The following is a 23589-nucleotide window of genomic DNA, read 5'->3' on the forward strand; positions in this document are numbered from 1 at the left end:
GGGTCCGGCGTCAGATCTGCTGGTCCAGGAAGGCGAACATGTCCTCGTCGGAGTCGAACTCCGGCTCCCCGGTGGCCTCGTCGGGTTCGGCGGGACCGGTGCGGGCGACGGCGGCCAGGTCGAGGCCGGCGAGCGTCTGCCGCAGGACACGCAGGAGTCCGTCGCGTACGGCGTCGTCCTCGCCGGCCCGGCCCGCCGCGCCGCGCAGTGCCCTCTCCAGCTCGTCGAGGGACATCTCGCCCGTCGGCCGCGCGGGCGCCTGGGCGGCGAGTCGGTCGTAGAGGTGGGCGGAGAGCCGGTCCGGGGCCGGGAAGTCGAAGACGACCGTGGTGGACAGCCGCAGGCCGGTCAGGGCGGCGACGCGGTTGCGCAGTTCGACGGAGGTCAGTGAGTCGAAGCCCAGCTCGGTGAAGGGACGTTCCAGGGCTACGGCGGCGCCGTCACCGTAGCCGAGAGTCCCGGCGACGAGTCCGCGTACGGCGTCGGTGACCCGCTGGCGCGCCGCGTCCTCGTCGAGCCCTGCGAGGGTGTCGGCGAAGCCCGGGCCGCCGGCCGCGGTGAGCGCGGCTTCGGCGGCGCGGCGGCGGACGCGGACGAGTCCGCGCAGCGGGGCGGGCAGTTCGTCGCCCCGGTTGGCGCGGGCGCGCAGTGCGCCCAGGTCCCACGGGGAGGCGACCACGGCCGGTTCCGGCCCGGCCATCGCCGCGTCGAGCAGCGCGAGCCCCTCCTCGGTGGCAAGCGCGAGGGCGCCCGCACCGGCCAGCCGGGCCTTCTCGGCCGTGCCGAGGTGCCCGGTCATGCCGCTCTCCTGGTCCCACAGCCCCCATGCGATCGAGGTCGCGGCGAGGCCGGCGCGCGCCCGGCGCTCGGCGAGGGCGTCCAACGCGGCGTTGGCGGCGGCGTAGTTGGCCTGGCCGGCGTTGCCGATGAGGCCGGCGATGGAGGAGAACAGTACGAAGTGGGTGAGGTCGTGACCGGCCGTCAGCTCGTGCAGCGCCCGTGCGGCCTCCGCCTTGGGCCGCAGCACCTTTTCCAGCCGTTCGGGCGTGAGCTGGGCGAGCACCCCGTCGTCGATGACACCGGCCGCGTGGATGACGGCCGTCAGGGGGTGCTCGGCCGGTACGGAGGCGAGCAGCTTGGCCAGCGCGTCCCGGTCGGCGACATCACAGGCGGCCACCGTCACCTCGGCCCCCGACTCCTCCAGTTCGGACTGGAGTTGGGACATGCCCTCGGCGGCGAGGCCGCGACGGCCGACGAGCAGCAGGTGTCGTACGCGGTGCTCGGTCACCAGGTGCCGGGCGACCAGGCCGCCCAGGGTGCCGGTGGCGCCCGTGATCAGTACGGTCCCGCCCGGCTCCGGGCCACGCGGCAGGGTGAGGACGACCTTGCCGGTGTGCCGGGCCTGGCTCAGGTACCGCAGGGCATCGGGGGCACGCCGGACGTCCCAGGTGGTGACCGGCGACGGCACGAGCACGCCCTCCGCGAAGAGCCGCAGCACCTCCGCGAGCATCCCGCCCCGGTGCGGCGCCTCCAACTCCCTCAGGTCGAAGGCGTTGTAGGCCACTCCGGGGTGCGCTGCGGCGACCTCTCCGGCGTCACGGATATCGGTCTTGCCCATCTCCACGAACCGGCCACCGTCACCCAGCAGCCGCAGAGAAGCATCGACGAACTCCCCCGCCAACGAGTCCAGTACGACATCCACACGCGGGAACCGCGACCCGAACTCCAGATCACGCGAGTTCCCGATGTGCGCGTCGTCCAGACCCAGCCCACGCAGCGCGTCCCACTTACCAGGACTGGCCGTCCCGTACACCTCCGCACCCAGATACCGGGCGATCTGCACGGCCGCCATCCCCACACCACCCGCGGCAGCATGGATCAGCACCCTCTCCCCCGCCTTCAGCCCGGCCAGGTCGACCAGGCCGTAGTACGCCGTCACCCACGCCAGGGGTACCGCGGCGGCCTGGACGAAGGACCAGCCCTCGGGGATGCGGGCCAGGTCGCGGCCGTCCGTGACCGACACCGGCGCGAAGCCGCTGCCGTCGACGGTGACGCCCGCGACACGATCGCCGACGGCGAGGTGCGTGATGCGGGAGCCGATGCCGGTGACGACACCGGCGGCCTCCCAGCCGAGCCCGGCCGTGTACTCCATCCGCCCGAGGGTGATCATGACGTCGCGGAAGTTCAGCCCGGCGGCACGGACCTCGAACCGGACCTCGTACTCATCGAGCGGCCGGTCCGTCTCGGCGCACGGCAGCAACGCGACGGCGTCCAGCGAACCGCCGCCCTCGGGTGCTTCGAGCCGCCACAGCGGGGAGCCGGGCAGGGCGAGCGCCGTGCTTTCCCTGGTGAGGCGGGGCACGTACGGCTCCCCGCCGCGCACCGCGACCTGTGGTTCTCCGGTGGCGAGGGCCACCGCCAACGCGGCTTCCTCGTACGGCGTGTCGAGGTCGACCAGTGTGAACCGGCCGGGGCTCTCGGACTGCGCGGTGCGCACCAGACCCCAGACGGCGGCCTGTTCGGGGTCGACCGGTCGCGACTCGAGCCCGGTGGCCGCGGCGTCACGGGTCACGATCGTCAACGGCAGGCCTTCGTAGACCTCTTCGGTGAGCCAGCGGCGTACGACCGCCAGGACGTCCTGGAGCGATTCGGCAGGAAGGATCACCCGGTCCGGGCGAGTACCAGGGGTCAGGGCGTCGAAGGTGACCCAACCGGCTCCGGGCGTACCGGCCGTGGGCAGCTTCTCCCAGGTGACGCGGTGGAGGCTGTTCACCGGGCCCGCGCCGGCCGCCGGGACCGCGCGGACGCGGAGGCGTTCGGCGGCGAGGACCGGGGTTCCGGCGGTGTCGGCGGCCTGGACGGTGAGGGTGTCGGGGCCGTCGGGGGTGAGGCGGACACGCAGCGCGGTGGCGCCGGTCGCGGCGAGGTGCACGCCCTGGAAGGCGAAGGGCAGCCGGAGTCCGGCGTCCGGGTCGGCGCCGACGTAGGGGTGGAGGGCCGCGTCCAGGAGGACGGGGTGGAGGCCGAAGCCGTCGGCGGTGAGTCCTTCGGTCAGGGCGACCTCGGCGAACGTCTCCTCACCGCGCCGCCAGACCTGTCGTACGGCCTGGAAGGCGGGCCCGTACTCGTAGCCGGCCTCGGCGAGGCGGTCGTAGGAGAAGTCGGCCGGGATCGCGCCGGCCGGGGGCCAGGTGGCGGTCCAGTCGAAGGGGGCCGGGGCGGCGGCGGCCGTGACGGTCGCGGAAGCGTTGCGGACCCAGTCGGCGGCGGTGTCGGCGCGGGAGTACACGTGGACCGCGTCGTCCCGGGCGACGACCTGGAGGTGCAGGGCGCCGTCCTCGGGCAGGATCAGCGGGGCCTCGAACATCAGCTCCTCGACGCGGGTGAGGCCGAGTTGTTCGGCGGCGTCCAGGGCGAGGTCGAGGACGGCGGTGCCGGGGACGATGAGCCGGCCGCCCATGCGATGGTCGGCGAGCCAGGGCAGGTCGGCGAGGGCGAGCCGCCCGGTGGCGACCGTGCCGGTTCCGTCGGCGTGCGCCAGCCGGGCGCGCAGCATGGGGTGTTCGGCGGCGGCGAGCCCCGGGCTGACATCGGCGGTGTGGTCCTCGGCGATCCAGGCTCGCCGTTTGCCGAAGGCGTACGTCGGCAGGTCGATCCGGCGTCCGCCGGGGGCGAGGGCCGCGAGGTCGACGGGGACGCCCGCGCAGTGGGCTTCGGCCAGCGCGGTGCGCAGCGCTTCGGTCTCCTCCAGGTCGCGGCGGTGCAGCGCGGTGACGGTGGCCGGCGCGCTCAGGGACTCCTGGGCCATCGCGGCGAGCACGGCGCGGGGGCCGATCTCGATGTAGGCGGTGGTCCGGCGCTCCTCCAGTTCGGCGACGACCGAGCGGAACATCACTGTCTGGCGCACCTGTTCGAGCCAGTACGCGGGCTCGTGCCAGCCGGCGTCGACCGTGCCGATCAGATCGGGGACGTACGACAACTCCGGCTCGTGGAAGGTGAGCTCGTCGAGGACCGCGGCGAACTCCTCGACCATGGGCTCCATCAGAGGCGAGTGGAAGGCGTGTGAGACGGTCAGCCGCTTGACGCGCCGGCCGCGCTCGCGCCACTGCTCGGCGAGGGCCAGGGCAGCGGTCTCGTCGCCGGAGATGACGACGCCGGACGGACCGTTGACGGCGCCGACGCCCAGCAGACGCTCCTGGCCTGCGAGACTGTCGAGGACCTCCTCGTACGGCGCGGCGATCGCGACCATGGCGCCGGGTGCCGTGAGGTCCTGCATGAGGCGGCCCCGGGCGGTGATGAGCCGGGCGGCGTCGGCGAGGCTCCACACACCGGCGACGTGCGCGGCGGCGATCGCGCCCACCGAGTGGCCCGCGACCTCGTCGGGGCGTACCCCGAGGGACTCCAGCAGGCGGAACGCGGCGACCTGGTAGGCGAAGAGAGCGGGCTGGGTATAGGCCGTCTCGTCGAGCAGCGCGGCGGCCTCGGTGCCGGGCTCGGCCCACATGATCTGTCTCAGCGGGCAGGCGAGGTGGGCGTCGAGCGCGGTGAGCGTCTCGTCGAGGGCAGCGGCGAACACCGGGTAGGCGGCGTGCAGTTCGCGGCCCATGCCGGGGCGCTGGCCGCCCTGCCCGGTGAAGAGGAACGCGCTCTGGGTACCGGCGCGGGCGGTGCCGGTGACGGCGTTCGCCTCCGTGCCCCGGTCACGCAGGTCGGCCAGGCCGGTGAGCAGGTCTTCCCGGGTGCGGCCGAGGAGGACCGCGCGGTGGTCGAGGCGGGCGCGGGTCGTGGCGAGGGAGTGTGCGACGTCCAGCGGGCGCAGGTCAGGGTCGGCGGCGATCCGGTCGTGCAGGCGGGCGGCCTGGGCGCACAGGGAGGTCCCGGTGGCGGCGCTGAGCGGCCAGGCCAGCGGGATGTCCGCGACAGGGCCGGCCGGGAACCCGGGCTCGGCCGGGGGCTGTTCGATGATGATGTGGGCGTTGGTGCCGCTGATGCCGAAGGAGGAGATCGCCGCGCGGCGCGGACGGTCCACGGCGGGCCAGTCGCGGGCCTCGGCGAGCGGCGTGACCGTGCCCGCGCTCCAGTCGACGTGCGGGCTGGGTTCGGTGAAGTGCACGATGCCGGGCAGGCGGCCATGCCGCATCGCGTGGATCATCTTGATGATGCCGGCGGCGCCCGAAGCGGCCTGTGTGTGGCCGATGTTGGACTTCACCGACCCGATGAGCAGCGGCCGGTCCGCCGGGCGCCCCTGGCCGTAGGTCGCGATGAGTGCTTCCGCCTCGACCGGGTCGCCGAGCGAGGTGCCGGTGCCGTGGGCCTCGACGGCGTCGACATCGGCGGGGCCGAGTCCGGCGACGGCGAGGGCGCGGCGTACGACCTGTTCCTGGGCGGGTCCGTTGGGGGCGGTGAGTCCGTTGCTGGCGCCGTCCTGGTTGACGGCGCTGCCGCGTACGACGGCCAGGATCTGGTGGCCGAGGCGGCGGGCGTCGGAGAGCCGTTCGACGACGAGCATACCGGCGCCCTCCGCGAAGGCGGTGCCGTCGGCGCCGGCCGAGAACGGCTTGCAGCGGCCGTCGGGCGAGAGGCCCTTCTGCCGGCTGAACTCGACGAGTATGCCCGGCCGGGACATCACGGTGACGCCGCCCGCGAGGGCGAGTGAGCACTCGCCGCGCTTGAGGGCCTCGACGGCGAGGTGCAGGGCGACGGCGGAGGACGAGCAGGCGGTGTCGACGGACATCGCGGGTCCGCTGAAGCCGAAGGTGTAGGCGACCCGTCCGGAGGCGAGGCTCATCTGTGAGCCGGTCAGCAGATGGCCGTCGGTGCCGGGCGCGGGCCGGTCCAGGCGCGGGCCGTAGTCGCTCGCCATCACACCGGCGAAGACGCCCGTGTCGGAGCCGCGCAGGGTGGCCGGGTCGATGCCCGCCCGCTCCAGAGCCTCCCAGGAGGTCTCCAGGAGCAGCCGTTGCTGCGGGTCCATCGCGAGGGCTTCGCGCGGGCTGATGCCGAAGAACGGGGCGTCGAACTCGTCGGCGTCGTGCAGGAATCCGCCGCGCCGGACGTAGCTGGTGCCGGGTCCGTCACCGGAGGCCAGCGCCTCCAGGTCCCAGCCCCGGTTCGTGGGGAAGTCGCTGGTGCAGTCGGTGTGTTCGGTGACCACCCGCCACAGGTCCTCGGGCGTCCCGACGCCGCCGGGGTAACGGCAGGCCATGCCGACGATCACGACCGGGTCGTCTTCCGTGCCCCGTACCCGGGGCGCGGGCGCGGGCGGGGTGCGCGGGGCGTCGTCCAGCCGGGCGCGCAGTTCCTCCGCGAGGCGGCGGGGCGTGGGGAAGTCGAACGTCAGCGACGCGGACAGCGCGAGTCCGGTCGCGGCGGCGAGCCTGCGGCGCAGTTCCAGCGCGCCCAGGGAGTCCAGGCCGAGTTCCTTGAACGGCAGCCCGGGGTCGGTGACTTCGTCGCCGCTGACCCCGCCGACGGTGTCGGTGATCAGCCGCAGCAGCTCACGGGTGGGACGGCGGGAGGTGCGCTGCGCGGTCTGCGGCACGACGGGTTCGGCGCCCAGCCAGTGGCGCTCGCGCTGGAAGGCGTACGTCGGCAGCGGGACCGAGCGGGTACCGGGGGCGAGAGCCGCGCGGTCGACGGGGACGCCGTGGACGTACGCTTCCGCGAGCGCGCGGGTGAAGCGGGCGGTACCGCCCTCACCGCGGCGGAGCGTTCCGATGCCCACGGCGGTGCGGCCGGTCGCCTCGGCGGTCTGCTCGACGGCGTCCAGGAGGACGGGGTGGGTGCCGCACTCGACGAACACCCCGCTGCCCCGGCCGAGGGCTGTGTCGAGGGCGTGGGTCAGCTCGACGGTCTCGCGCAGGTTGGCGTACCAGTAGCCGGCGTCCAGGCCGGTGGTGTCGAGGAGTTCGCCGGTGACCGTGGAGACGAAGGGGATCGTGGTCGCGCGCGGGCGGATCGGGGCCAGCGCGCTCAGCAGTTCCTCGCGCACCTCCTCGACGGCCGGGGAGTGGGAGGCGAAGTCGATCGGCAGGAGCCGGGTGCGGTGGCCGTCGCCCTCCAGCGTTTCCGCGAGCAGGGTGAGCTGGGTGACCGGTCCGGCGAGGACGGTGGCGCGGGGACCGTTGACGACGGCGACGGCGACGCCCTCGGGCAGCCGCAGTTCCTCACGGGGCGCGGCGACCGACAGCATGCCGCTGCCCCGGCCGGCGAGCCGGGTGACGATACGGGCGCGCAGGGCGACGACCCGGGCGCCGTCCTCCAGACTGAGCGCGCCGGTGACGGTGGCGGCGGCGATCTCGCCCTGGGAGTGGCCGATCACGAGGTCGGGGGTGACGCCGTAGGACTCCCAGAGGGCGGCGAGGGAGACCATGACGGCCCAGAGGGCGGGCTGGACGATGTCCAGGCGGTCGAGTCCGGACGTCTGGTCCTTCAGGACGGCGAGGATGTCTTCTTCGAGGTGCGGCGCGAGGGCCGCGCGGCATTCCTGGAGGCGAGCCGCGAACACCGGTGCCGTTTCGAGGAGTTCGCGGGCCATCTCCGGCCATTCGGTGCCCTGGCCGGGGAAGAGGAAGGCAGTGCGGGCGGGGGCGGCGGTGCCGGTGACGAGATTGTCGTGCGGCTCGCCCTGGGCAAGGGCGTCCAGGGCGGCCGGGTCGGCGTCGAGGAGCACCGCGCGGTGCTCGAACTCGGCGCGGGTACGGACCAGGGAGGCCGCGATTCCAGCCGGGGACGTTTCTTGATTGGTCGTCAAATGATTTTTCAGGGAGGTGGCTTGCCCCTGGAGGGCGGCGGTGGTGCGGGCGGTGAGGATCCACGGCGCGCGAGTCGCCGGCTCCTCCGCGGTGCCGGTCTCCTCCGCAGTGCCGGTCTCCTCCGCGGTGCCGGTCTCCTCCTCCACTGCCGGCGGCTCCGCCAGCACCAGGTGGCAGTTCGTGCCGCCCATCCCGAACGAGCTGACCCCCGCGACCAGTCGGCGCTCCTGCGCGGGCCACTCCCGGATGTGGTCCGCGACCGTCAACCCGAGTTCAGCCAGGGGAATTTCGGGGTGCGGGACGGTGTGGTGCAGGGTCGGGGCGATCCGGCGGTGGTGGATGCTGAGGACCACCTTGAGCAGGCCCGCGACCCCGGCGGCGCCTTCCAGGTGACCGATGTTGGTCTTCGCCGACCCGACCAGCAGCCGGTCCGCCGCGTCGCGCCCGGCGCCGAGTGCGGCGCCGAGGGCGGCGGCCTCGACCGGGTCGCCGACCGGGGTTCCGGTGCCGTGGAGTTCGACGTACTGGACGTCGTCCGGGGCGACCCCGGCGCGGGCGCAGGCGGTGCGGATGACGTCCCGCTGGCCCTCCGTGTCCGGCACGGTGAGCCCGGTGCCGCCGCCGTCGTTGTTGACGGCGCCGCCGAGGATGACACTGAGTACCTGGTCACCGTCGGCGAGCGCGGCGGACAGCGGCTTGAGGACGACGACCGCGCCACCCTCGCCACGCACGTACCCGTTGGCGCGGGCGTCGAAGACATGGCAGCGCCCGTCCGGCGAGAGCGCCCCGAACCGGCCGATGGTGTCGGTGGTCTCCGGCAGCAGCGCCAGGCTGACGCCGCCCGCGAGCGCCACCCCGGTCTCGCCCCGGCGCAGGCTCTCGCAGGCCGCGTGCACGGCGACCAGCGAGGAGGACTGCCCGGTGTCCACGGTCATGCTCGCCCCGCGCAGCCCCAGCGCGTAGGAGACCCGGCCCGCGATGATGCCGCGCTGGGTGCCGGTGAGTTCGTACGCGGAACCGGTGGCGTGCCGGTCGTGCAGAAGGGCGTAGTCGTCGCCGATCGCCCCGATGAACACACCGGTCGCCGAGGACCGCAGCCGGTCGGGGACGATCCGCGCGTCCTCCAGCGCCTGCCAGGCGAGTTCGAGGACCAGCCGCTGCTGCGGGTCCATCGCGGTCGCTTCGTACGGCGGGATGTCGAAGAACCCGGCGTCGAACCCGGCCACGTCCCCGATCAGCCCGGCCCTGCGGTACCCGGCGGCCGTTCCGGCGGGCCACCGCTCCTCGGGCACGTCCACGACGGCGTCCCGGCCCTCGCTCAGCAACGCCCAGTAGGCGTCAGGGTCCTGGGCGCCGGGCAGGCGGCAGGAGAGGCCGATGACAGCGATGGGTTCGTACGGTGTGGGGGAAGTGTCCGCCGGCCGTATGGCTCTGTTCATGGTGGGGCCTTCGTCAGAGGGAGGAAGGGACAGCGGCGGAGCGGTCGGCTCTAACGCAGCTCGTCGAGGAAGTTCACGATGTGCCCGAACACGTCGAAGGCGGCGCCGCGTCCGATGAACGGGTCGACATGGCCGTACCCGGCGATCTCGGTGTACCGGACGTCGAGGTGGGGGTACCGGGTGGTCAGGACCTCGTGGCAGACCTTGTTGGAGTCGGCCCACAGTCTGTTCTCGTTGCCGGAGATCAGCAGGACGGGGCAGTCGATGCGGCCCGCCGCGGCGACGGCGTTCTCCGGGAGGGCCGCGTAGCGCCGGTCGCGCTGGTGCCAGCGGCCGACCGTGTGTGCGAGGTCCATCTGGCGCAGGTGGGCGGTGGTGGACAGCGGGGCGGAGCCGAAGAGTTCAGCGAGCCGGTCGTGCGTGCGCGGGTGCAGGTTGTCGTGGACGTAGAGCGAAGCGCCCATGCCCCAGGCGGAGTTGTGCAGGATCTGACAGGTGGGGTCGGTGCATTCGGCGCCGCGTGCGGCCAGGGCGAAGGCGAGGGTCTGGGTGGAGAAGAGTCCGGCCTTGCGGATGTCGACGGCCTGGTAGGACTGGCGTCCGCGCAGCAGTTCGGGACCGATCATCATCGGCAGCCGGGACTTGCCGTACAGCTTGGGGGTGAGGAAGACGCCCTGGGCGACGACGCCGGACAGACCGGGGACGAGGCCTGCGGTCATGCTCAGGGACAGGGTGAGGGCGCCGATGCAGTGGGCGACGGCGAAGAGCTTGGCGTCGGCTCCGATCCGGCGGCGGATGTGGGTGACGGCCTCGGGGATGTCGTGGAGGGCGACGTCGTCGTAGCTGTAGCGCGGGCCGCGCTCGTTGTAGGGGAGGCGGCAGCTGCCCCGCCAGTCCAGGAGCCAGGGTTCGTAGCCCGCGTCGAGGAGAGCCGCCGTGAGGTTGCGGGTCTCGGGGAGGGTGAACATGTCGGCGGACGCGGTGTGTCCGTGCAGCAGCAGGACGGCGGGCCGCTCGCGGTCGTCGCCGCGGTGGACCCGGCAGAGGGCCAGCTGGGTGCCGTCGGCGACGCGCAGCGGGATGTGTTCGAGGAGGGCGCCGTCGAGACCGTCGGCGACGAGGGGGCGCGGGGTGACCCGGACCCCGTCGAGGCCCGGGCGCAGCGGGGAGGGGGCGGTGCGGGCGGCGATCTGCCCGGCGCGCCTCAGGGAGCGCAGGATCATCGGGTCAGTTCCTTGCGGTCGGTCGGGCGGGGGGCGGTGTCGGCGCGCAGGTCGAGGAGTTCGGCGCCGGCGCGCAGCATGGGTTCCATCAGCCCCTGTCCGATCTGGGAGCCGAACCAGGCCATCCAGGTGAGCTTGGCGAGGCGGCGTTCCTTCGCGGACAGCGTGGACCTGACCTTGATGCCGTCGACCTGTTCGGGGAGATAGCTCTTGCGGGGGACCTTGAGGGCACCCTTGACGGTGGCCTCCTCGCCCTCGCGGCCGATCTCGACGGCGAGGGTGAAGCACTGCGCGAGCAGGTCGCGGCGGGCGCGGGCGGTTTTCTGACCCTCCAGCCACCACAGTCCGCCGTCGGCGTCGCGCAGCCGCAGCCGGTAGCGCAGCAGCGGGTGGCGGATGCCCGGGCCGCGCGGGACGCCGTACTGGGGGCGTACCCACACGTCGCCGCCGGTGACGGTGAGGGGTTCGGCGTGCAGGCGGGCACAGCGCAGGGCGCCGCCCTCACGGACGTCGACGCGGCGGTGCTTGACCAGCTGATACATGCCGGCGACGGAGAGGGTGAGCTTCAGGTGGGCGAACGTGTCGGGCTGCCCGTCTGCCGGGCTGAGCCGGCCGCGCATGGTCTCCCCGAAGGACACGTACGGCTCGTCGTCACGGTGTGGGAGGCGGGCGACGCCGCTGGCGGCCATCCGCTCGAAGGACGCGGTCTGCGCCTCGGCGTCGTACACCTTCGCGGGTGGCAGGTTGTGCCGGGCGACGAAGGCGTCGGTGCGGTCGCTGGTGGCGGGCGGGGAGTTGAGGAACGCCTCGCACAGTTTTTGCGCGGTGTAGTTCTCCATCATCCGGACCAGGAAGTCGAGTTGGGGCAGCGGCTCGGCCTTGGCCCAGGCGAGGAAGTCCTCGCGCCACTCCTCCCAGCCGACGACCTCGACGTTCATTCCGCTGAGCTGCATCTCACGGACCATGCCGTCGAGGTGTCCGGGGCGACCGGTGAGGTTGTACGTCTGTCCCCAGGCATCGGGGTCGCAGACGATCGCGGCGACGACACGGCTGATCCAGTCGACAGGGGCGACATTCATGCTGCGGAACGCGGGCAGTGTGCGCATCCGGGTGAAGGCGCCCAGCAGTCCGGTGCTGAGGTCGAGCGGGTTGTGGGCGCCGGTGACGGTGTGTCCGGCGATGCCGCCGGGGCGCATCAGTGTGACGCGCAGTCCGTGTTCGCGGGCCCTGCGCAGGGCGACCTCGGCGGCCCACTTGGACTGGTTGTAGCCGCCGATCATGCGGTCGACCCGGCCCAGCGGTGAGTCCTCGTCCATCGCGGCGATGCCGAGTTCGTTGTAGACGGCCGTCGAGGAGATCTGGTGCAGCGGCTTGGGGCGTCCGGTGGCCGCGAGTTCGGCGAGGGTGAGCGGGCCGAGGACGTTGGTGCGGCGCAGGGACGCGTAGCCGCGCAGGAAGTCGACGGCGGCGGCGACGCTGACCACGGAGTCGATGTCGTCGGCGAGCGCCCGCCAGACCGTGTCGTCCAGGCCGAGGCGGGGTTTGCCGATGTCGCCGGGGAGCACGGTGATACGGCGGCGCAGTTCGCCGGACCAGGGCAGGAGGTAGCCGGTGAGGGCGTCGGCCAGTTTACGCTCGGCAGCCTCCGCGTCGGCGGCGCGGACCAGACAGACGACGTGCGCGTCGCTGCGGCGCAGCAGGTCGAACAGGAGGTGGGCGCCGAGGAATCCGGTGGCGCCGGTGAGGAGGATGCGGCGGGGCGGGACCGGGTCGGGGGCGGGGACGAAGGGGAGGGCGTCGGCGCGGGACAGGTCGCCGAGGATGAGCGGGAGGTCGGCGTGGGGGGCGGCCGGGGCCTCGGCGGTGTCGTCCGCCGCGGCGTCTGCGGGGACTTCGGGGGCTTCGGGGGCTGTGACGGGTCCGGGGGCTGTGACGGGTCCGGTGCTTTCGACGCCCAGCCAGCGTTCCGCGAGCCTGCGGGGCCGGGCGTCGGCGAAGACGTCGTCGAGGCTGATCCGGACGTCGTACTCGCGGCGGAGTGCGGCGACGAACTCGACGGCGATGACGGAGGACGCGCCCGCGTCGAAGAGGTCGGTCTCGGGGTCGACGTCCGCCGAGCCGAGGAGCAGGGAGGCCGTGGCCGCGATACGGAAGGCGAGTGCGTCGACGTCCTTCAGGGCCTCACCGTCGACGTCCTTCGGGGTCTCATCCCGCGGCGGCGACTGGCTGGAACCGGCGGTCGGTGCCGGAGGGTTGCCGGGGGCTGTCTCCGCCTCGGTCCCGGCGGCGGGGGTCCGCCGCCGGACACGGCTCAGCAGGCCGGCCACCGCATCGGGGGCCTGGTGGTGACGGTCGTCGCCGCCCCTTGTCTCGCTCATGCTGTTTCCTCAACGCTTCTTGCTCTCACCGCAGTTACGAAAGATCAGTCACGAAGTACCGGGCCAGGGTTCAGTCCCAGCCGGTACTGTCCCACACAACATTTGCCTTCCGGAGTCGATGATCACGCCGCTTTGGAGCACCACCACACAGAGGGCCCGGCGTCAACGAGATGGACCGTTCCAGGTCTGGTGGAGACTCTAGATATTTGCGGTGTCCCGGGGTTTCTTGCCGGTCAACGGTCGTTGGCTTCGCACTCTCCGGGCGGGGACGTGGCCAATCTCACCGCGCGGGCGCCGGTGGTTGTACCCGTCGGCCCATTCGGTCCACGCGGGCCGGCGGCGCCATGACCATCGAGGCCGGCGTCGTCACCGGCGACCTCACCGACACACCACCGGTGACGGCAGCCGGGCCGACGTCACCGTCCAGTACACCGTCGCAGACGAGGCGTATCACCTCCGAGGCCCGAACACGCTGGACCATGCGCCGGAAACACACTCAACGGCTTCTGCATCACCATGGACGGCCGTCTCCCGGCAGCCCGTCACTGGCCCCGCCTGCGCGAGTCATCGCGGGACCGTCAACGGGATTCCGTACAGGTGGCGCACGCCATGGCCGACGCCGCCGCCTTCGCCGCCGCCTCCACGAGCGAGACGCCGGAGTCCATGGCGGGGTTGTCCTTCGACACGACCGCCAGCAGGTAGCCCTGCCCGGCCACCGTCACGAGTCCGATGCTGTTGATGTCCCACAGGCCGGTCGTGGTCCGGGGAAGCCAGCCGTTCTTCAGCCCGGACGTCTCTCCGGCCGCCGACACTCCCCAGGCCTGATCCGGCGCTATCTGTCCCATCAGCTTCCGCACGTATCGCCGCGATGACGCGTTCAGCTCCGACTCGTCGCCGAACACGGCGGACAGCAGGACGAGTTGATCGGCCGCTGTTGTCTGGGTCAGCCCCCACCGGCCGCCGGCGCCCGCTGTGGTCCCCGTCAGCCCGAGCCGGTGGTTCGCCGCGTCGAGCCCCCGCGCCCCGCCGATCACCTTCCAGAGGACGTCCGCCGAGGCGTTGTCACTGACCTCGATCATCGCGGTGGCGCATCGCTTCTCCTGCGCCGTGAGGTCGCGGTGCCCGTCCTGGGCCTGAAGCAGCAGGGTGACCAGTATGTCGACCTTGACGATGCTCGCCGTGTCGTACGTCGCGCCCTCGCGCGTCCCGTACTGGGCCTGGCGGCCGTCCGCCAGGTCGCGCACGGCCACCGAGAGCGACGCCCCGCTGTCCTTGGTGATCGGGGCGAGCTTCTTGGCCAGTACCTCGTCCGGACGCACTCCGGGCTCCTTGATCGGCTCGGGTTTCCGCGGGGTGGCCACCGGTGTCGCGACCGGTGGCGTCGCGACCGGCCGGGACACGACCGGCGGGGGCAGCAGGGCGGACAGGGACGGTGCCGGTCCGGTCAGGGGCGACGAGGCAGCCGTGAGCGAGGTGGCCGGGGCGGGGCCGCGCGCCCGCTCGTCCCCGCCGTTCGCCGCCGCCCATCCCAGGGTGAGAAACGCGGCGGCGGAGGCGAGAACGGGCACGGGGAACGCGCGGCGAGGCATGCCGAGAAGATAGAAAGTCAATCTGAAGACCGCATTGGCCAGATGTTAAAAACCCGTGACGAACAGGCCGTGCGCCCAGTGCCCCGTCGCCCGCGCCGGTCAGTGGCCGCCGGGGAAGAAGCGTTCCAGCAGGTCGTTGCGGAAGGTGCCCCGCGGATCGAGCTTCGCGGTGAGCGCCGTGAAGTCGTCGTAGCGGGGATACAGCTCGCGCAGCCGCTCCGCCGGGGTGGTGAACAGCTTGCCCCAGTGCGGCCTGACGTCGAACGGGGCCAGCGCCTCTTCCATCGCGGTCAGCACCGGCGTCACGGCCTCGGTGTCGGGGAACCAGGTGAAGTGGAAGGCCACCGAATCGCGTCCCTGCGTCGGGCTCATCCACAGCTCGTCACCCGCGATGGCGCGGATCTCGCCGATCTGGAGGACCGGAGCGATCAGGTCGCTGATCGCGGCCAGGGCCTCGTACGCCGCGAGGCCGTCCTCCCGCGCGACGAAGTACTCGCTCTGCAGTTCGTCGCCGTTGCTCGGGACGAATTCGGGCCGGAAATGCGGGAGCCGCTTGTGCCACGGTCCCGGAACACCGCCCTGCTCGGTGCAGGTCTGCGGATCCATGCCGGGTACGGGGTGCCGCGCGCCGTCCGCGAGCATCGCGCCGAACCACTCGTGCGGCGCGGGCGGCTCGGTGTCGTCGCCGGCCCGCTGCTTCAGCCAGATCTTGTCCAGGTCGCCGGTCCGCCAGCGGGTGAAGACACTGACGCTGTAGGCGGCGGAGAGGATGTCGTCGAAGTGCTCGCGCAGCCGGGCGTGCGCGAGGCCTTCGTACACCCACTGCCTGATGTCGTAGGCCGGGACCAGGTCGAGGGTCATGCGGGTGACGATCCCGGCCGCGCCGAGGGCGACGACCGCACCTTCGAAGTCCGCGTCGCCGCGCTCCAGGGACAGGAGGGTGCCGTCCGCCGTGACGAGTTCCAGCGCGCGCACGGCGGAGGCCAGGGAGCCGTTGCCGACTCCCGAGCCGTGGGTCCCGGTGGCGCAGGCTCCGGCGACCGAGATGTGCGGGAGCGAGCCGAGGTTGTGCAGGGCCAGACCCGCCGCGTGCACGGCGTCGGTGAACTCGGCGAAGCGCAGGCCTCCGGCGACCGTGACCGTGGAGGCGGCGGTGTCGATGTCGACGGTCTTGGGCAGCGCCGCCACGGAGATCAGGTCGCCCCGGGTGTCGGCGAGGGCGTTGAAGGAGTGACCACTGCCCAGCGCGCGCACGGACGAGCTGCCGGCGACGATCTCCCGCAGTTCCTCCACGGACGAGGGGGCGTGCACCTGAGCGGCCTGGAAGATGATGTTGCCGGCCCAGTTCGTCACGGCCTCGCCGTTCGGTGTGCCGGGCCGTTCAGGCGTGGGACGCACAGTTCTCTCCTTCGCTGCGTACGGGATGGACGCGCAGATCTGTCGTAGCACTCTGGCATGCCCGGACATGGCCGCTTCGCCGGGGCTCCCCACCGGTGATCACTTCCGGTGCGACACTGCACCGACCGCTACGGAAGAGGTGTCCAGGTGGCCGAGGAACTTCCCGTCGCACGGCGCTGGGCCGTGGGCGCGCTGCTGACCATGACCTTCGCCACCGGCCTGGTGGACGCGTTGAGTTATCTGCGGCTGGGACGCGTCTTTGTGGCCAACATGACCGGCAATGTCGTGTTCCTCGGCTTCTCGGTGGCGCAGAAGTACGGGCTGCCGGTGGTGGCCCCGATCGTGTCCATGGCGTCCTTCGTGCTGGGCTCGCTGATCGGCGGGCAGCTCAGCAGGGTGCTGGGCGGCTCTCCGAGGCGGTGGATCGCGGGGGCGTTCGCGGGCCAGGCCGCTGTACTGGCGGGGACGGCTGTGCTGATCGGTACGGGAGTCCTCGACACCCGGCACGGCCACGCCCTGGTGCTCATCGCGATTCTCGGCACCTGCTGCGGTCTGCAGAACGCGACGGTGCGGCTGATGGCGCCCCGGGATCTCACCACGACGGTGCTCACGCAGACCGTCACCGGGCTCGCGGCGGAGAGCGCGCTCGGCGCCGGTACGGGGGCGAAGCCGCATCGCAGGCTGGGGTCCGTGCTGGCCATGCTCGGCGGGGCCGTCGTCGGCGGGCTGCTGCTGGAGGTGACGGTGGCGGGCCTGGTGGGCATCGTCGCCGTGCTGGTCGCGGGCACCGCCGGGGTCTTCGCGCTGGCGCCGCCGCCGGAAGCCTGAGCGGCCGGTGGCGGCGGCGACGGCGACGACTGAGACGACGGGCGACGGGCGACAGCTGAGACGACGGACAGCCGGGGCGACGGCGCGCGGGTCCGCCGTGCCCGGCGGCACGCCCCGCGGGGGGCGCGGCGGGCGCGCGGCGGACCACCGGTACCGGCTCAGGCGCGTGGCGGCGTCGTGAGCAGCCGCTCGGCACGGGTCAGCAGTTCGCGCACGTTCGCCTCGGACGCCAGTTCCCGGGCCCCGGCCGGGCTCAGCCAGCGCAGTGGCGCTGCGGGGTTCTCCGGGCGGGCCGCGCCGGGGTCGGCTGTCGAGAGTACGAAGCGCAGGTCGGCGTGTTCGTGGGCGGGCTCCTCCCCCTTGGCGGGGACCGGCACGATCGCCACGTGGACAGGTGAGTGATCAGGCCACGGCGCCAGGTCCGTGAGCCCTGTCTCCTCCAGGCCCTCCCGCAGTGCGACTGTCAGGGGCTCGGTCTCTCCCGGATCGCCGTGGCCGCCGACGTGGAGCCAGGACCGCTGGCGCGCATGCCGGCGCAGCAGTACGCGTCCGCTGTCGGGGTGGACGATCAGCGCCGAAGCCGTCACATGCAGGGGGAGGGAGCGCAGCCAGGGGTCGTCCGTGCTCCGGGCGAGCGCGCGCACCCGCCGTACGTCGTCGGCCTCCGCCGGATCACATGCGTCGTACTGGGCGAGCAGGGCCAGGACGGGGCGGCTTTTCGCGTTCATCGCCGGACCAATCGGGAGAGGGCGGGAGGGCGGAAGCCAGAGGTTACGGTTGCGCCGGACCTGTGTCTGCCGGTTTCGCGGCTGAACGGACCTGCGGAGAAGGCCCGTTCACCGGTGCCCGGCCTCTTGACGCCCATCTGCCTCGCGAGTTGACTCAAGCCCTGAATTAACCCTGGAACAGGGCCTGTTGGGCGAACGTCGCGCGCTGCCGCCGTGCTCGCGGACGCCCGGCCCGCCCGCCTTCGCACCTTCCCTCCCCCACATCTGGAAGGCCCCCCACATGAGTTCAGACGCACGTCATGGTGCCGCGTCGGAGAAGCGCCGTCTGCTGCGCGGGGCCGCCGTCACGGCCGCGGCGGCCGTCGTCGCCTCCGGCGCCGGCATGGCGGTGAGCGCGTACGCGGCCACCGATTCCGTGCGGCCCGCGGCTGCTCCGCGGGCCGTCGCGCCGTACCTGTACAACGGCTGGGGCAATCCGCCGGACCCGACCGAGGTCATGGACGCGACCGGCGTGCGCTGGTTCACGATGGCGTTCGTCCTCGACAGCGGCGGCTGCGACCCTCGGTGGGACGGCGACCGTCCGCTGACCGGCGGTGTCGACCAGGAGACCGTCGACGCGGTACGCGGTGCCGGTGGTGACATCGTGCCGTCCTTCGGCGGGGCGAGCGGCGGCAAGCTGGAGCAGTCGTGCGCGGACGCGGACGCGCTGGCCGGTGCGTACCAGAAGGTCGTCGACGCCTATGGCCTGAAGGCGATCGACATCGACATCGAGGGCGACGCCTACAACGACGGGGCGACGCGGCAGAAGACGATCGACGCGCTGAAGCAGGTCAAGGCCGACAACGCGGGCCTGATCACCTACGTGACCTTCCCCAGCGACCAGTCGGGTCCCGACGACCGGATGATCCAGGGCGCCGCGGACTCCGGGCTGGAGGTCGACGGCTGGACGATCATGCCATTCGACTTCGGCGGCGGCGGCCGGAACATGGCGAACCTCACCGAACAGGCCGCCGAAGGGCTCAAGAACACCGTGAAGGGCGCGTACGGCTACAGCGACGCGCAGGCGTACGCGCACAGCGGGATCTCCTCGATGAACGGCATCACCGATGACGGTGAGACCGTGACGACGGACGACGCGACCGCCATCACGGCCTATGCCCAGGAACACCACCTGGCGCGCCTCTCCTTCTGGTCGGTCAACCGCGACCGGCCGTGCCCCGGCGCCTACCCGAACGACGACACCTGCTCGGGAGTGGACCAGGATCCCTGGCAGTTCAGCCGCATCATCGCCGGGTTCACGGGCTGAGACGGGAAGGCCGAGTAGCCCGCGACGCTTGACGCGGGGAATCCGGCGCCTTTCCGCGCGCGGTGCGGCGATATGGCGGTACGGGCGGGAAGGCTCCCGGGGTTCGTCCCGGTGTTCAGTACTGGCTGTTCATGGCGGTGCGCACCTCGGCGAGCGTGGCCTCCGCCACGGCCGTGGCGCGCTCGCCCCCTTCGCGGAGCGTCCGGCGTACGAAGGCACGGTCCTGCGCGTACGCGGTCCTGCGCGCCCTGATCGGGGCGAGGTACTCGTTGACCGACTCGGTCACGGTCTTCTTCAGCGCGGCGGAGCCCGCCGAGCCGATGTCCTCGGCCACCTGCCCGGGGGTCCGTTTCTGGCAGAGTGCCGCCAGCAGGAGGAGGGAGGATACCTCGGGTCGCGTGGCCGGGTCGTAGAAGATGTGCCGTTCGGAGTCGGTCCTGGCGCCCTTGAGCAGTCGGGCGGTCTCGTCGGCGTCTGCCGCCAGGGGGACGGCGTTGCCCCGGCTCTTGCTCATCTTCCGACCGTCCGTGCCGAGCAGGAGCGGCGCGCTCGACAGCAGCGCGTCGGGCTGCGGGAACACGGCGGCGCCGTTCCCGTAACGGTCGTTGAAGCGGCGGGCGACGGTCCGGGTGACTTCGAGGTGCGGGAGCTGGTCCTGGCCGACGGGGACCAGATCGGCCTTGCAGAAGAGGATGTCGGCCGCCTGGTGGACGGGGTAGGTGAACATCAGGCCGCTGACGGCGGACTGCCGCGAGTGGGTGATCTCGTCCTTGACCGTGGGATTGCGGTTGAGTTCGGCGACGGAGACGAGGCTCAGGAAGGGCAGCATCAGCTGGTTGAGCGCGGGGACGGCACTGTGCGTGAAGATCGTGCTGCGCGCCGGGTCCACGCCGACGGCGAGGTAGTCCAGCACCAGATCCTCGACGTGCCCGGCGAGGTTGTCCGCCACATCACGGTCGGTCAGGACCTGGTAGTCCGCGACGACCACGAACATCTCCACACCGAGGTCCTGCAGACGTACACGGTTGTGCAGCGTTCCGAAGTAGTGCCCCAGGTGCAGACGGCCGGTCGGGCGGTCGCCCGTCAGCACACGGAATGATCCGGGATCCCCGAGGATCCGCTCTTCCAGCGCCGCGCTGCGGGCCCGCGCGGCAGACAGGCCGAGCGTGTCGGCGGAGGGTCTTGGGGCGGAGGAAGCCGGGGCGGAGTAATCGGGTTCTGTGGTCGGGAAGTTGGCGTTCACAGGGTCTCCTGGTGTGTCGGTCTCGCCGTCAGGAAGGCACGAGCCCCGCTCCAGGGGAACGCGAACGGGCCGTCCATCCGAACGGCCCGGTTCATGCGTGAGAGGCGGCCGCTCCTACGAGGAGCGCCACCAGCTCGGACATGACGAAAGGTGCATGCGGCCACCCTAGTCCGTGTTCCGATCCCCGGTCGCTGATAATTCGGTCATGAGTCGCAGATGGCGTTTGATGAGTCCGCGCGGCGGGCGTGGGCGGCACGGGCGGGCGCCACGCCGATCCCGTTGCTCGTCCCGATGACTGCCACGCCCCTGTCCTCGCTCCCCGGACGCGGCGCACCTCGGTCCCAACGTCCGCTGTCACGGCCCTGATCGGAGTGGGCGGGCCTCGCCGTCCCGGCGGTGCGCCGTTCTCAGGGCGCACCGCCGGGGCGGGCAACGGGCCGTGCGGGCCCGGCGGGTGCCCGCGGGCCGGACGGCCCGCGGCGAGGCATACCATCGGTGACTGGCATGGACACCATCACTCTGTGGGAATTCGCCGCGCTGGCCGCGGCAGCGATGCTCGTCGGCTTCTCCAAGACGGCTGTGAGCGGCGCCAATACGGTCAGCCTGGCCGTGTTCGCGGCCGTGCTCCCGGCTCGTGGGTCGACCGGCGTTCTCCTTCCTCTCCTGATAGCCGGTGATGTGCTCGCGGTCCTCACCTACCGGCGGCACGCGCACTGGCCGACCCTGTGGCGCCTGTTTCCCGCGGTCGCCGTCGGGGTGGTGGCCGGTACGGCGTTCCTGGTGGTGGCCGACGACGACGCCGTGCGTACGTCGATCGGGGCGATTCTGCTGCTGATGGCCGGTGTCACGGTGTGGCGGCGGCGCGGCGTAGCGACGACGGCACAGAACCCGGCGAAGGAGTCGTCGGGGCCCTCGGCCGGGCGGCTCAAGGCCCGTTCGTACGGTGTGATGGGCGGGTTCACCACCATGGTCGCCAACGCGGGCGGGCCGGTCATGTCCCTCTATCTGCTCTCCGCGGGGTTTCAGAAGCTGGGCTTCCTCGGTACGTCGGCGTGGTTCTTCCTGATCGTCAACACGTCCAAGGTGCCGTTCAGCGTGGGCCTCGGCCTGATCGACGCGCATTCCCTTCTGCTGGACGCGGCCCTGGTGTTGTTCGTCGTTCCGGGCGCCGTCATCGGCAAGACCTGTGTGAACAGGATCAATCAGCGTCTCTTCGAGCGCGTGGTGATCGCCGCGACCGTCCTCGGCGGCGTTGAACTCCTCCTGAGCTGAGGGTTGGTACCCGGTTGACGGGCGAGCGTCGGCGGCTGCGTCCGGGGCCTGGCAGAGTGGGGGGCAGGAAGTGTCGGGCGAGTGTGGAGTCAAAGTGAGCGTTGTGGAGCGGGACAAGACGGATTCGCACAAAGTGGCCGGAGCCCCTTGCTGGGTGACCCTGCTGTCACGTGAACTCTCCGCCACCCAGGGCTTCTACAGCGATGTGCTGGGCTGGACCTACCGGGCGGCCGGTCTCGGGGACGACTTCCGTGTCGCCCTCACCGACGGGTCGCCCGTCGCGGGCATCGGGGCGCTGGCGTCTTCGCTCCAGGTCGCCGTCGTGTGGACGCCGTACTTCGCCGTCGCGGATGTGGACGAGGCCGCGGCCCGGATCAGGGAGCGCGGCGCGACCGTCGCGGTCGGTCCGCTGGCCTTCCACTCGGGCCGCGCGGCACTGGCCACGGATCCCGACGGCGCCGCCTTCGGCATCTGGGAGGGCGCGGTGCGCTCCGACTGGACGGTCGGGCGGGGCAGCGCGCCTGCCTGGCTGGAGCTGCGTACCCGCGACTTCGCCGACGCCGCGCGGTTCTACAGCGAGGTGCTCGGCTGGGCGCCCGAGGGGCAGGGCAGCTACACCCTCGTCCACGAGGAGGACCACTCGGTGCTGCGGCAGGACGGGCATGTAGTCGCCAAGATCCGTGGCGGCGCCGTGCAGGCCACGCCCGATCCGCAGGTCCGGCCCCGCTGGCACGTGTACTTCCGGGTGCCGGAGGTGAACGGTTCGGTCGCGGCCGCCGTACGCGGTGGTGGCGCGCTGATCTCGCCGCGGCAGGCTTCGCCCGAGCTGCGGGAAGCGACCCTGCGCGATCCGGACGGCGCGCTGTTCACGGTCACCGCGGGCTGATTCTCCCGGCCCGGCGGCCGCCTTCCGGGACGGGAGAGGAAGGCGGCCGTCCCGCCTGCGGACGGCGATCAGTCGGGCCGGCCGAGCGCCCAGCCCGCGACGTCGGAGAGCCTGCCCCGCCACACCGGCAGTTCGACGGCCGGCCCGACACCGCCCGTGGTCAGGGTGGCCTTGCGCAGATGGATCCAGCGGGGCAGGTGGTGGCCGGTGTCCTCACCGCGCAGTTCGCCGACCGCCTGATCGACGGTCTCCGGGAATCCGGCGAGCAGCCCCGCGCTGAGGGTTTCCACCCGTCGCAGGCTCGTCGCCCAGTCGGCCTTCCACGCCTCGTGGGCGATCAGGTCGCCGTACACCACTCCCCCGGGCACATTCAGCGTGATCGGCAGTGAGGACCGCGGGTCCTTGTCAAGCAGCCGGATCAGCATCTGGAGCTGGAGGTCGGGCACCGGTTCCGTGACCGTCGGTGCCACGTCCTGCCCGTTCCGCTCCGTGGAGTCGTTCATGGAACCCGCTCTCGTCGTCGTCATGGTCACGACCTGCCCCCGGAGCGTCAAAAGACTCCTGGCGATCCGGTCGCGGCTACCGGCAAAGATCATGCCAAAGACGGCAAAGTAGCTGATTGGACGATGAAAGGACTGCCGTCATGCGTATTTTCCTGGCCGGGGCCACCGGAGTCGTCGGCCGCCGCCTGCTGCCGCTCCTGGTCGGTCAGGGCCATCACGTCACCGCCCTGACGCGGCGCACTTCGGACGCCGAGTCGCTGCGTTCCCTCGGAGCGGAGGCGGCGGTCGCCGACGTGTTCGACGTCGAGGGGATCACCCGCACGATCAGGAACGCGGCTCCCGATGCCGTGATCCACCAGCTGACCGATCTCGCCGCCGGGGGTGACGGGGGCCGCGAAGCCAACGCGGTGATGCGCAGGACGGGCACCCGGAATCTGATGGACGCGGCCCTGGCCGCAGGGGTCCGCAGGGTCGTGGCGCAGAGCGTGGCATGGGCGTACGAGGGCGGGGACACGCCCGCGACCGAGCGGACGGCGCTGGACTTCGGCGCGTCCGGGCGCAGGTCCACGAGCGTGCACGGGGTCGCCGCGCTGGAGGAGGCCGTCCGGGACGCGCCCGAATGGGTGGTGCTGCGGTACGGGCTGCTCTACGGGCCCGCCACGTGGTTCGCGTCCGGTGGGCCCGTGGCGCGGAGGGCGCGGGCGGGCGGTCTGATCGCGGACGGCGACGTCAGCAGCTTCGTCCACCTCGATGACGCGGCCGGCGCGGCGGTGGCGGCGCTGGAATGGCCCTCGGGGCCGGTGAACGTCTGCGACGACGAGCCGGCGACGGGTCGGGAGTGGGTTCCGGTGTTCTGTGCCGCGGTCGGCGCCCCCGCGCCGGCGCTCGCCACAGGAAGGCACGCCTGGGCGCGCGGCGCGGACAACCGCTACGCGCGGGAGCGGCTGGACTGGACGCCCCGGCGCCGGTCCTGGTGGGACGGGCTCGGCGCGGAGTAGCCGGGGCAGCGGTTTCGCGCACCCAGGGGACCGGACCCGGACGC

The 23589-nt window shown here is 72.4% G+C and carries 13 protein-coding genes; 5 read left to right on the plus strand and 8 right to left on the minus strand.

Annotated features, from left to right (window positions below; all coding sequences use genetic code 11):
- Nucleotides 1-10: 10 nt before the first annotated feature.
- From ACIP6N_RS29110 to ACIP6N_RS29130, 5 genes are all read right to left on the minus strand, one after another.
- Nucleotides 11-9193: a type I polyketide synthase gene (locus ACIP6N_RS29110; RefSeq protein WP_401820580.1), complete on the minus strand. Its 9183-nt coding sequence runs from the start codon at nucleotides 9191-9193 to the stop codon at nucleotides 11-13.
- 50 nt (nucleotides 9194-9243) lie between these two features.
- Nucleotides 9244-10416 carry an alpha/beta hydrolase gene (locus ACIP6N_RS29115; protein ID WP_401820582.1) on the minus strand — a complete coding sequence of 391 codons (1173 nt, stop codon included), beginning with the start codon at nucleotides 10414-10416 and terminating at the stop codon, nucleotides 9244-9246.
- Nucleotides 10413-12794 (minus strand): thioester reductase domain-containing protein, encoded by a 2382-nt coding sequence (locus ACIP6N_RS29120; protein ID WP_401820584.1) that lies wholly within the window; start codon nucleotides 12792-12794, stop codon nucleotides 10413-10415. Before ACIP6N_RS29120 ends, ACIP6N_RS29115 begins: the two co-directional genes overlap by 4 nt.
- Before the next feature lie 578 nt (nucleotides 12795-13372).
- Nucleotides 13373-14383 carry a serine hydrolase gene (locus ACIP6N_RS29125; RefSeq protein ID WP_401820586.1) on the minus strand — a complete coding sequence of 337 codons (1011 nt, stop codon included), beginning with the start codon at nucleotides 14381-14383 and terminating at the stop codon, nucleotides 13373-13375.
- Between the two features lie 99 nt (nucleotides 14384-14482).
- On the minus strand, nucleotides 14483-15850 hold the full coding sequence (locus ACIP6N_RS29130) for an FAD-binding protein (RefSeq protein WP_401820588.1): 1368 nt from the start codon (nucleotides 15848-15850) through the stop codon (nucleotides 14483-14485).
- A 78-nt stretch (nucleotides 15851-15928) separates the two neighbouring features.
- Here ACIP6N_RS29130 and ACIP6N_RS29135 point away from each other — a divergent pair, with 78 nt between their 5' ends.
- Nucleotides 15929-16609 carry a YoaK family protein gene (locus ACIP6N_RS29135; RefSeq protein WP_401820589.1) on the plus strand — a complete coding sequence of 227 codons (681 nt, stop codon included), beginning with the start codon at nucleotides 15929-15931 and terminating at the stop codon, nucleotides 16607-16609.
- Between the two features lie 158 nt (nucleotides 16610-16767).
- Here ACIP6N_RS29135 and ACIP6N_RS29140 read toward each other — a convergent pair whose 3' ends face one another.
- The gene (locus ACIP6N_RS29140) at nucleotides 16768-17337 is read right to left on the minus strand and encodes an NUDIX hydrolase (RefSeq protein WP_401820591.1); all 570 of its coding nucleotides are present in this window, start codon (nucleotides 17335-17337) and stop codon (nucleotides 16768-16770) included.
- Nucleotides 17338-17617: 280 nt separating this feature from the next.
- On the opposite strand from ACIP6N_RS29140, the gene ACIP6N_RS29145 reads away from it, so the two are divergent.
- Complete coding sequence (locus ACIP6N_RS29145) at nucleotides 17618-18643, plus strand: chitinase (RefSeq protein WP_401820593.1); 1026 nt, start codon at nucleotides 17618-17620, stop codon at nucleotides 18641-18643.
- Nucleotides 18644-18758: 115 nt separating this feature from the next.
- On the opposite strand, the gene trpS is transcribed toward ACIP6N_RS29145, so the two are convergent.
- Nucleotides 18759-19802: a tryptophan--tRNA ligase gene (trpS, locus tag ACIP6N_RS29150; protein WP_401820647.1), complete on the minus strand. Its 1044-nt coding sequence runs from the start codon at nucleotides 19800-19802 to the stop codon at nucleotides 18759-18761.
- Between the two features lie 588 nt (nucleotides 19803-20390).
- Between trpS and ACIP6N_RS29155 the strand changes: the two genes are divergently transcribed.
- Together ACIP6N_RS29155 and ACIP6N_RS29160 are read left to right on the plus strand one after the other, a co-directional pair.
- Nucleotides 20391-21158 (plus strand): sulfite exporter TauE/SafE family protein, encoded by a 768-nt coding sequence (locus ACIP6N_RS29155; protein WP_401820594.1) that lies wholly within the window; start codon nucleotides 20391-20393, stop codon nucleotides 21156-21158.
- A gap of 103 nt (nucleotides 21159-21261) precedes the next feature.
- The gene (locus ACIP6N_RS29160; protein ID WP_401820649.1) at nucleotides 21262-22044 is read left to right on the plus strand and encodes a VOC family protein; all 783 of its coding nucleotides are present in this window, start codon (nucleotides 21262-21264) and stop codon (nucleotides 22042-22044) included.
- Nucleotides 22045-22112: 68 nt separating this feature from the next.
- On the opposite strand, the gene ACIP6N_RS29165 is transcribed toward ACIP6N_RS29160, so the two are convergent.
- Nucleotides 22113-22547: a hypothetical protein gene (locus ACIP6N_RS29165; protein WP_401820651.1), complete on the minus strand. Its 435-nt coding sequence runs from the start codon at nucleotides 22545-22547 to the stop codon at nucleotides 22113-22115.
- A gap of 140 nt (nucleotides 22548-22687) precedes the next feature.
- Here ACIP6N_RS29165 and ACIP6N_RS29170 point away from each other — a divergent pair, with 140 nt between their 5' ends.
- Nucleotides 22688-23545 (plus strand): NAD-dependent epimerase/dehydratase family protein, encoded by an 858-nt coding sequence (locus ACIP6N_RS29170; RefSeq protein ID WP_401820596.1) that lies wholly within the window; start codon nucleotides 22688-22690, stop codon nucleotides 23543-23545.
- Nucleotides 23546-23589: the final 44 nt, after the last annotated feature.

Source organism: Streptomyces sp. NPDC088725, from assembly GCF_044751305.1.
Classification (GTDB): Bacteria; Actinomycetota; Actinomycetes; order Streptomycetales; family Streptomycetaceae; genus Streptomyces.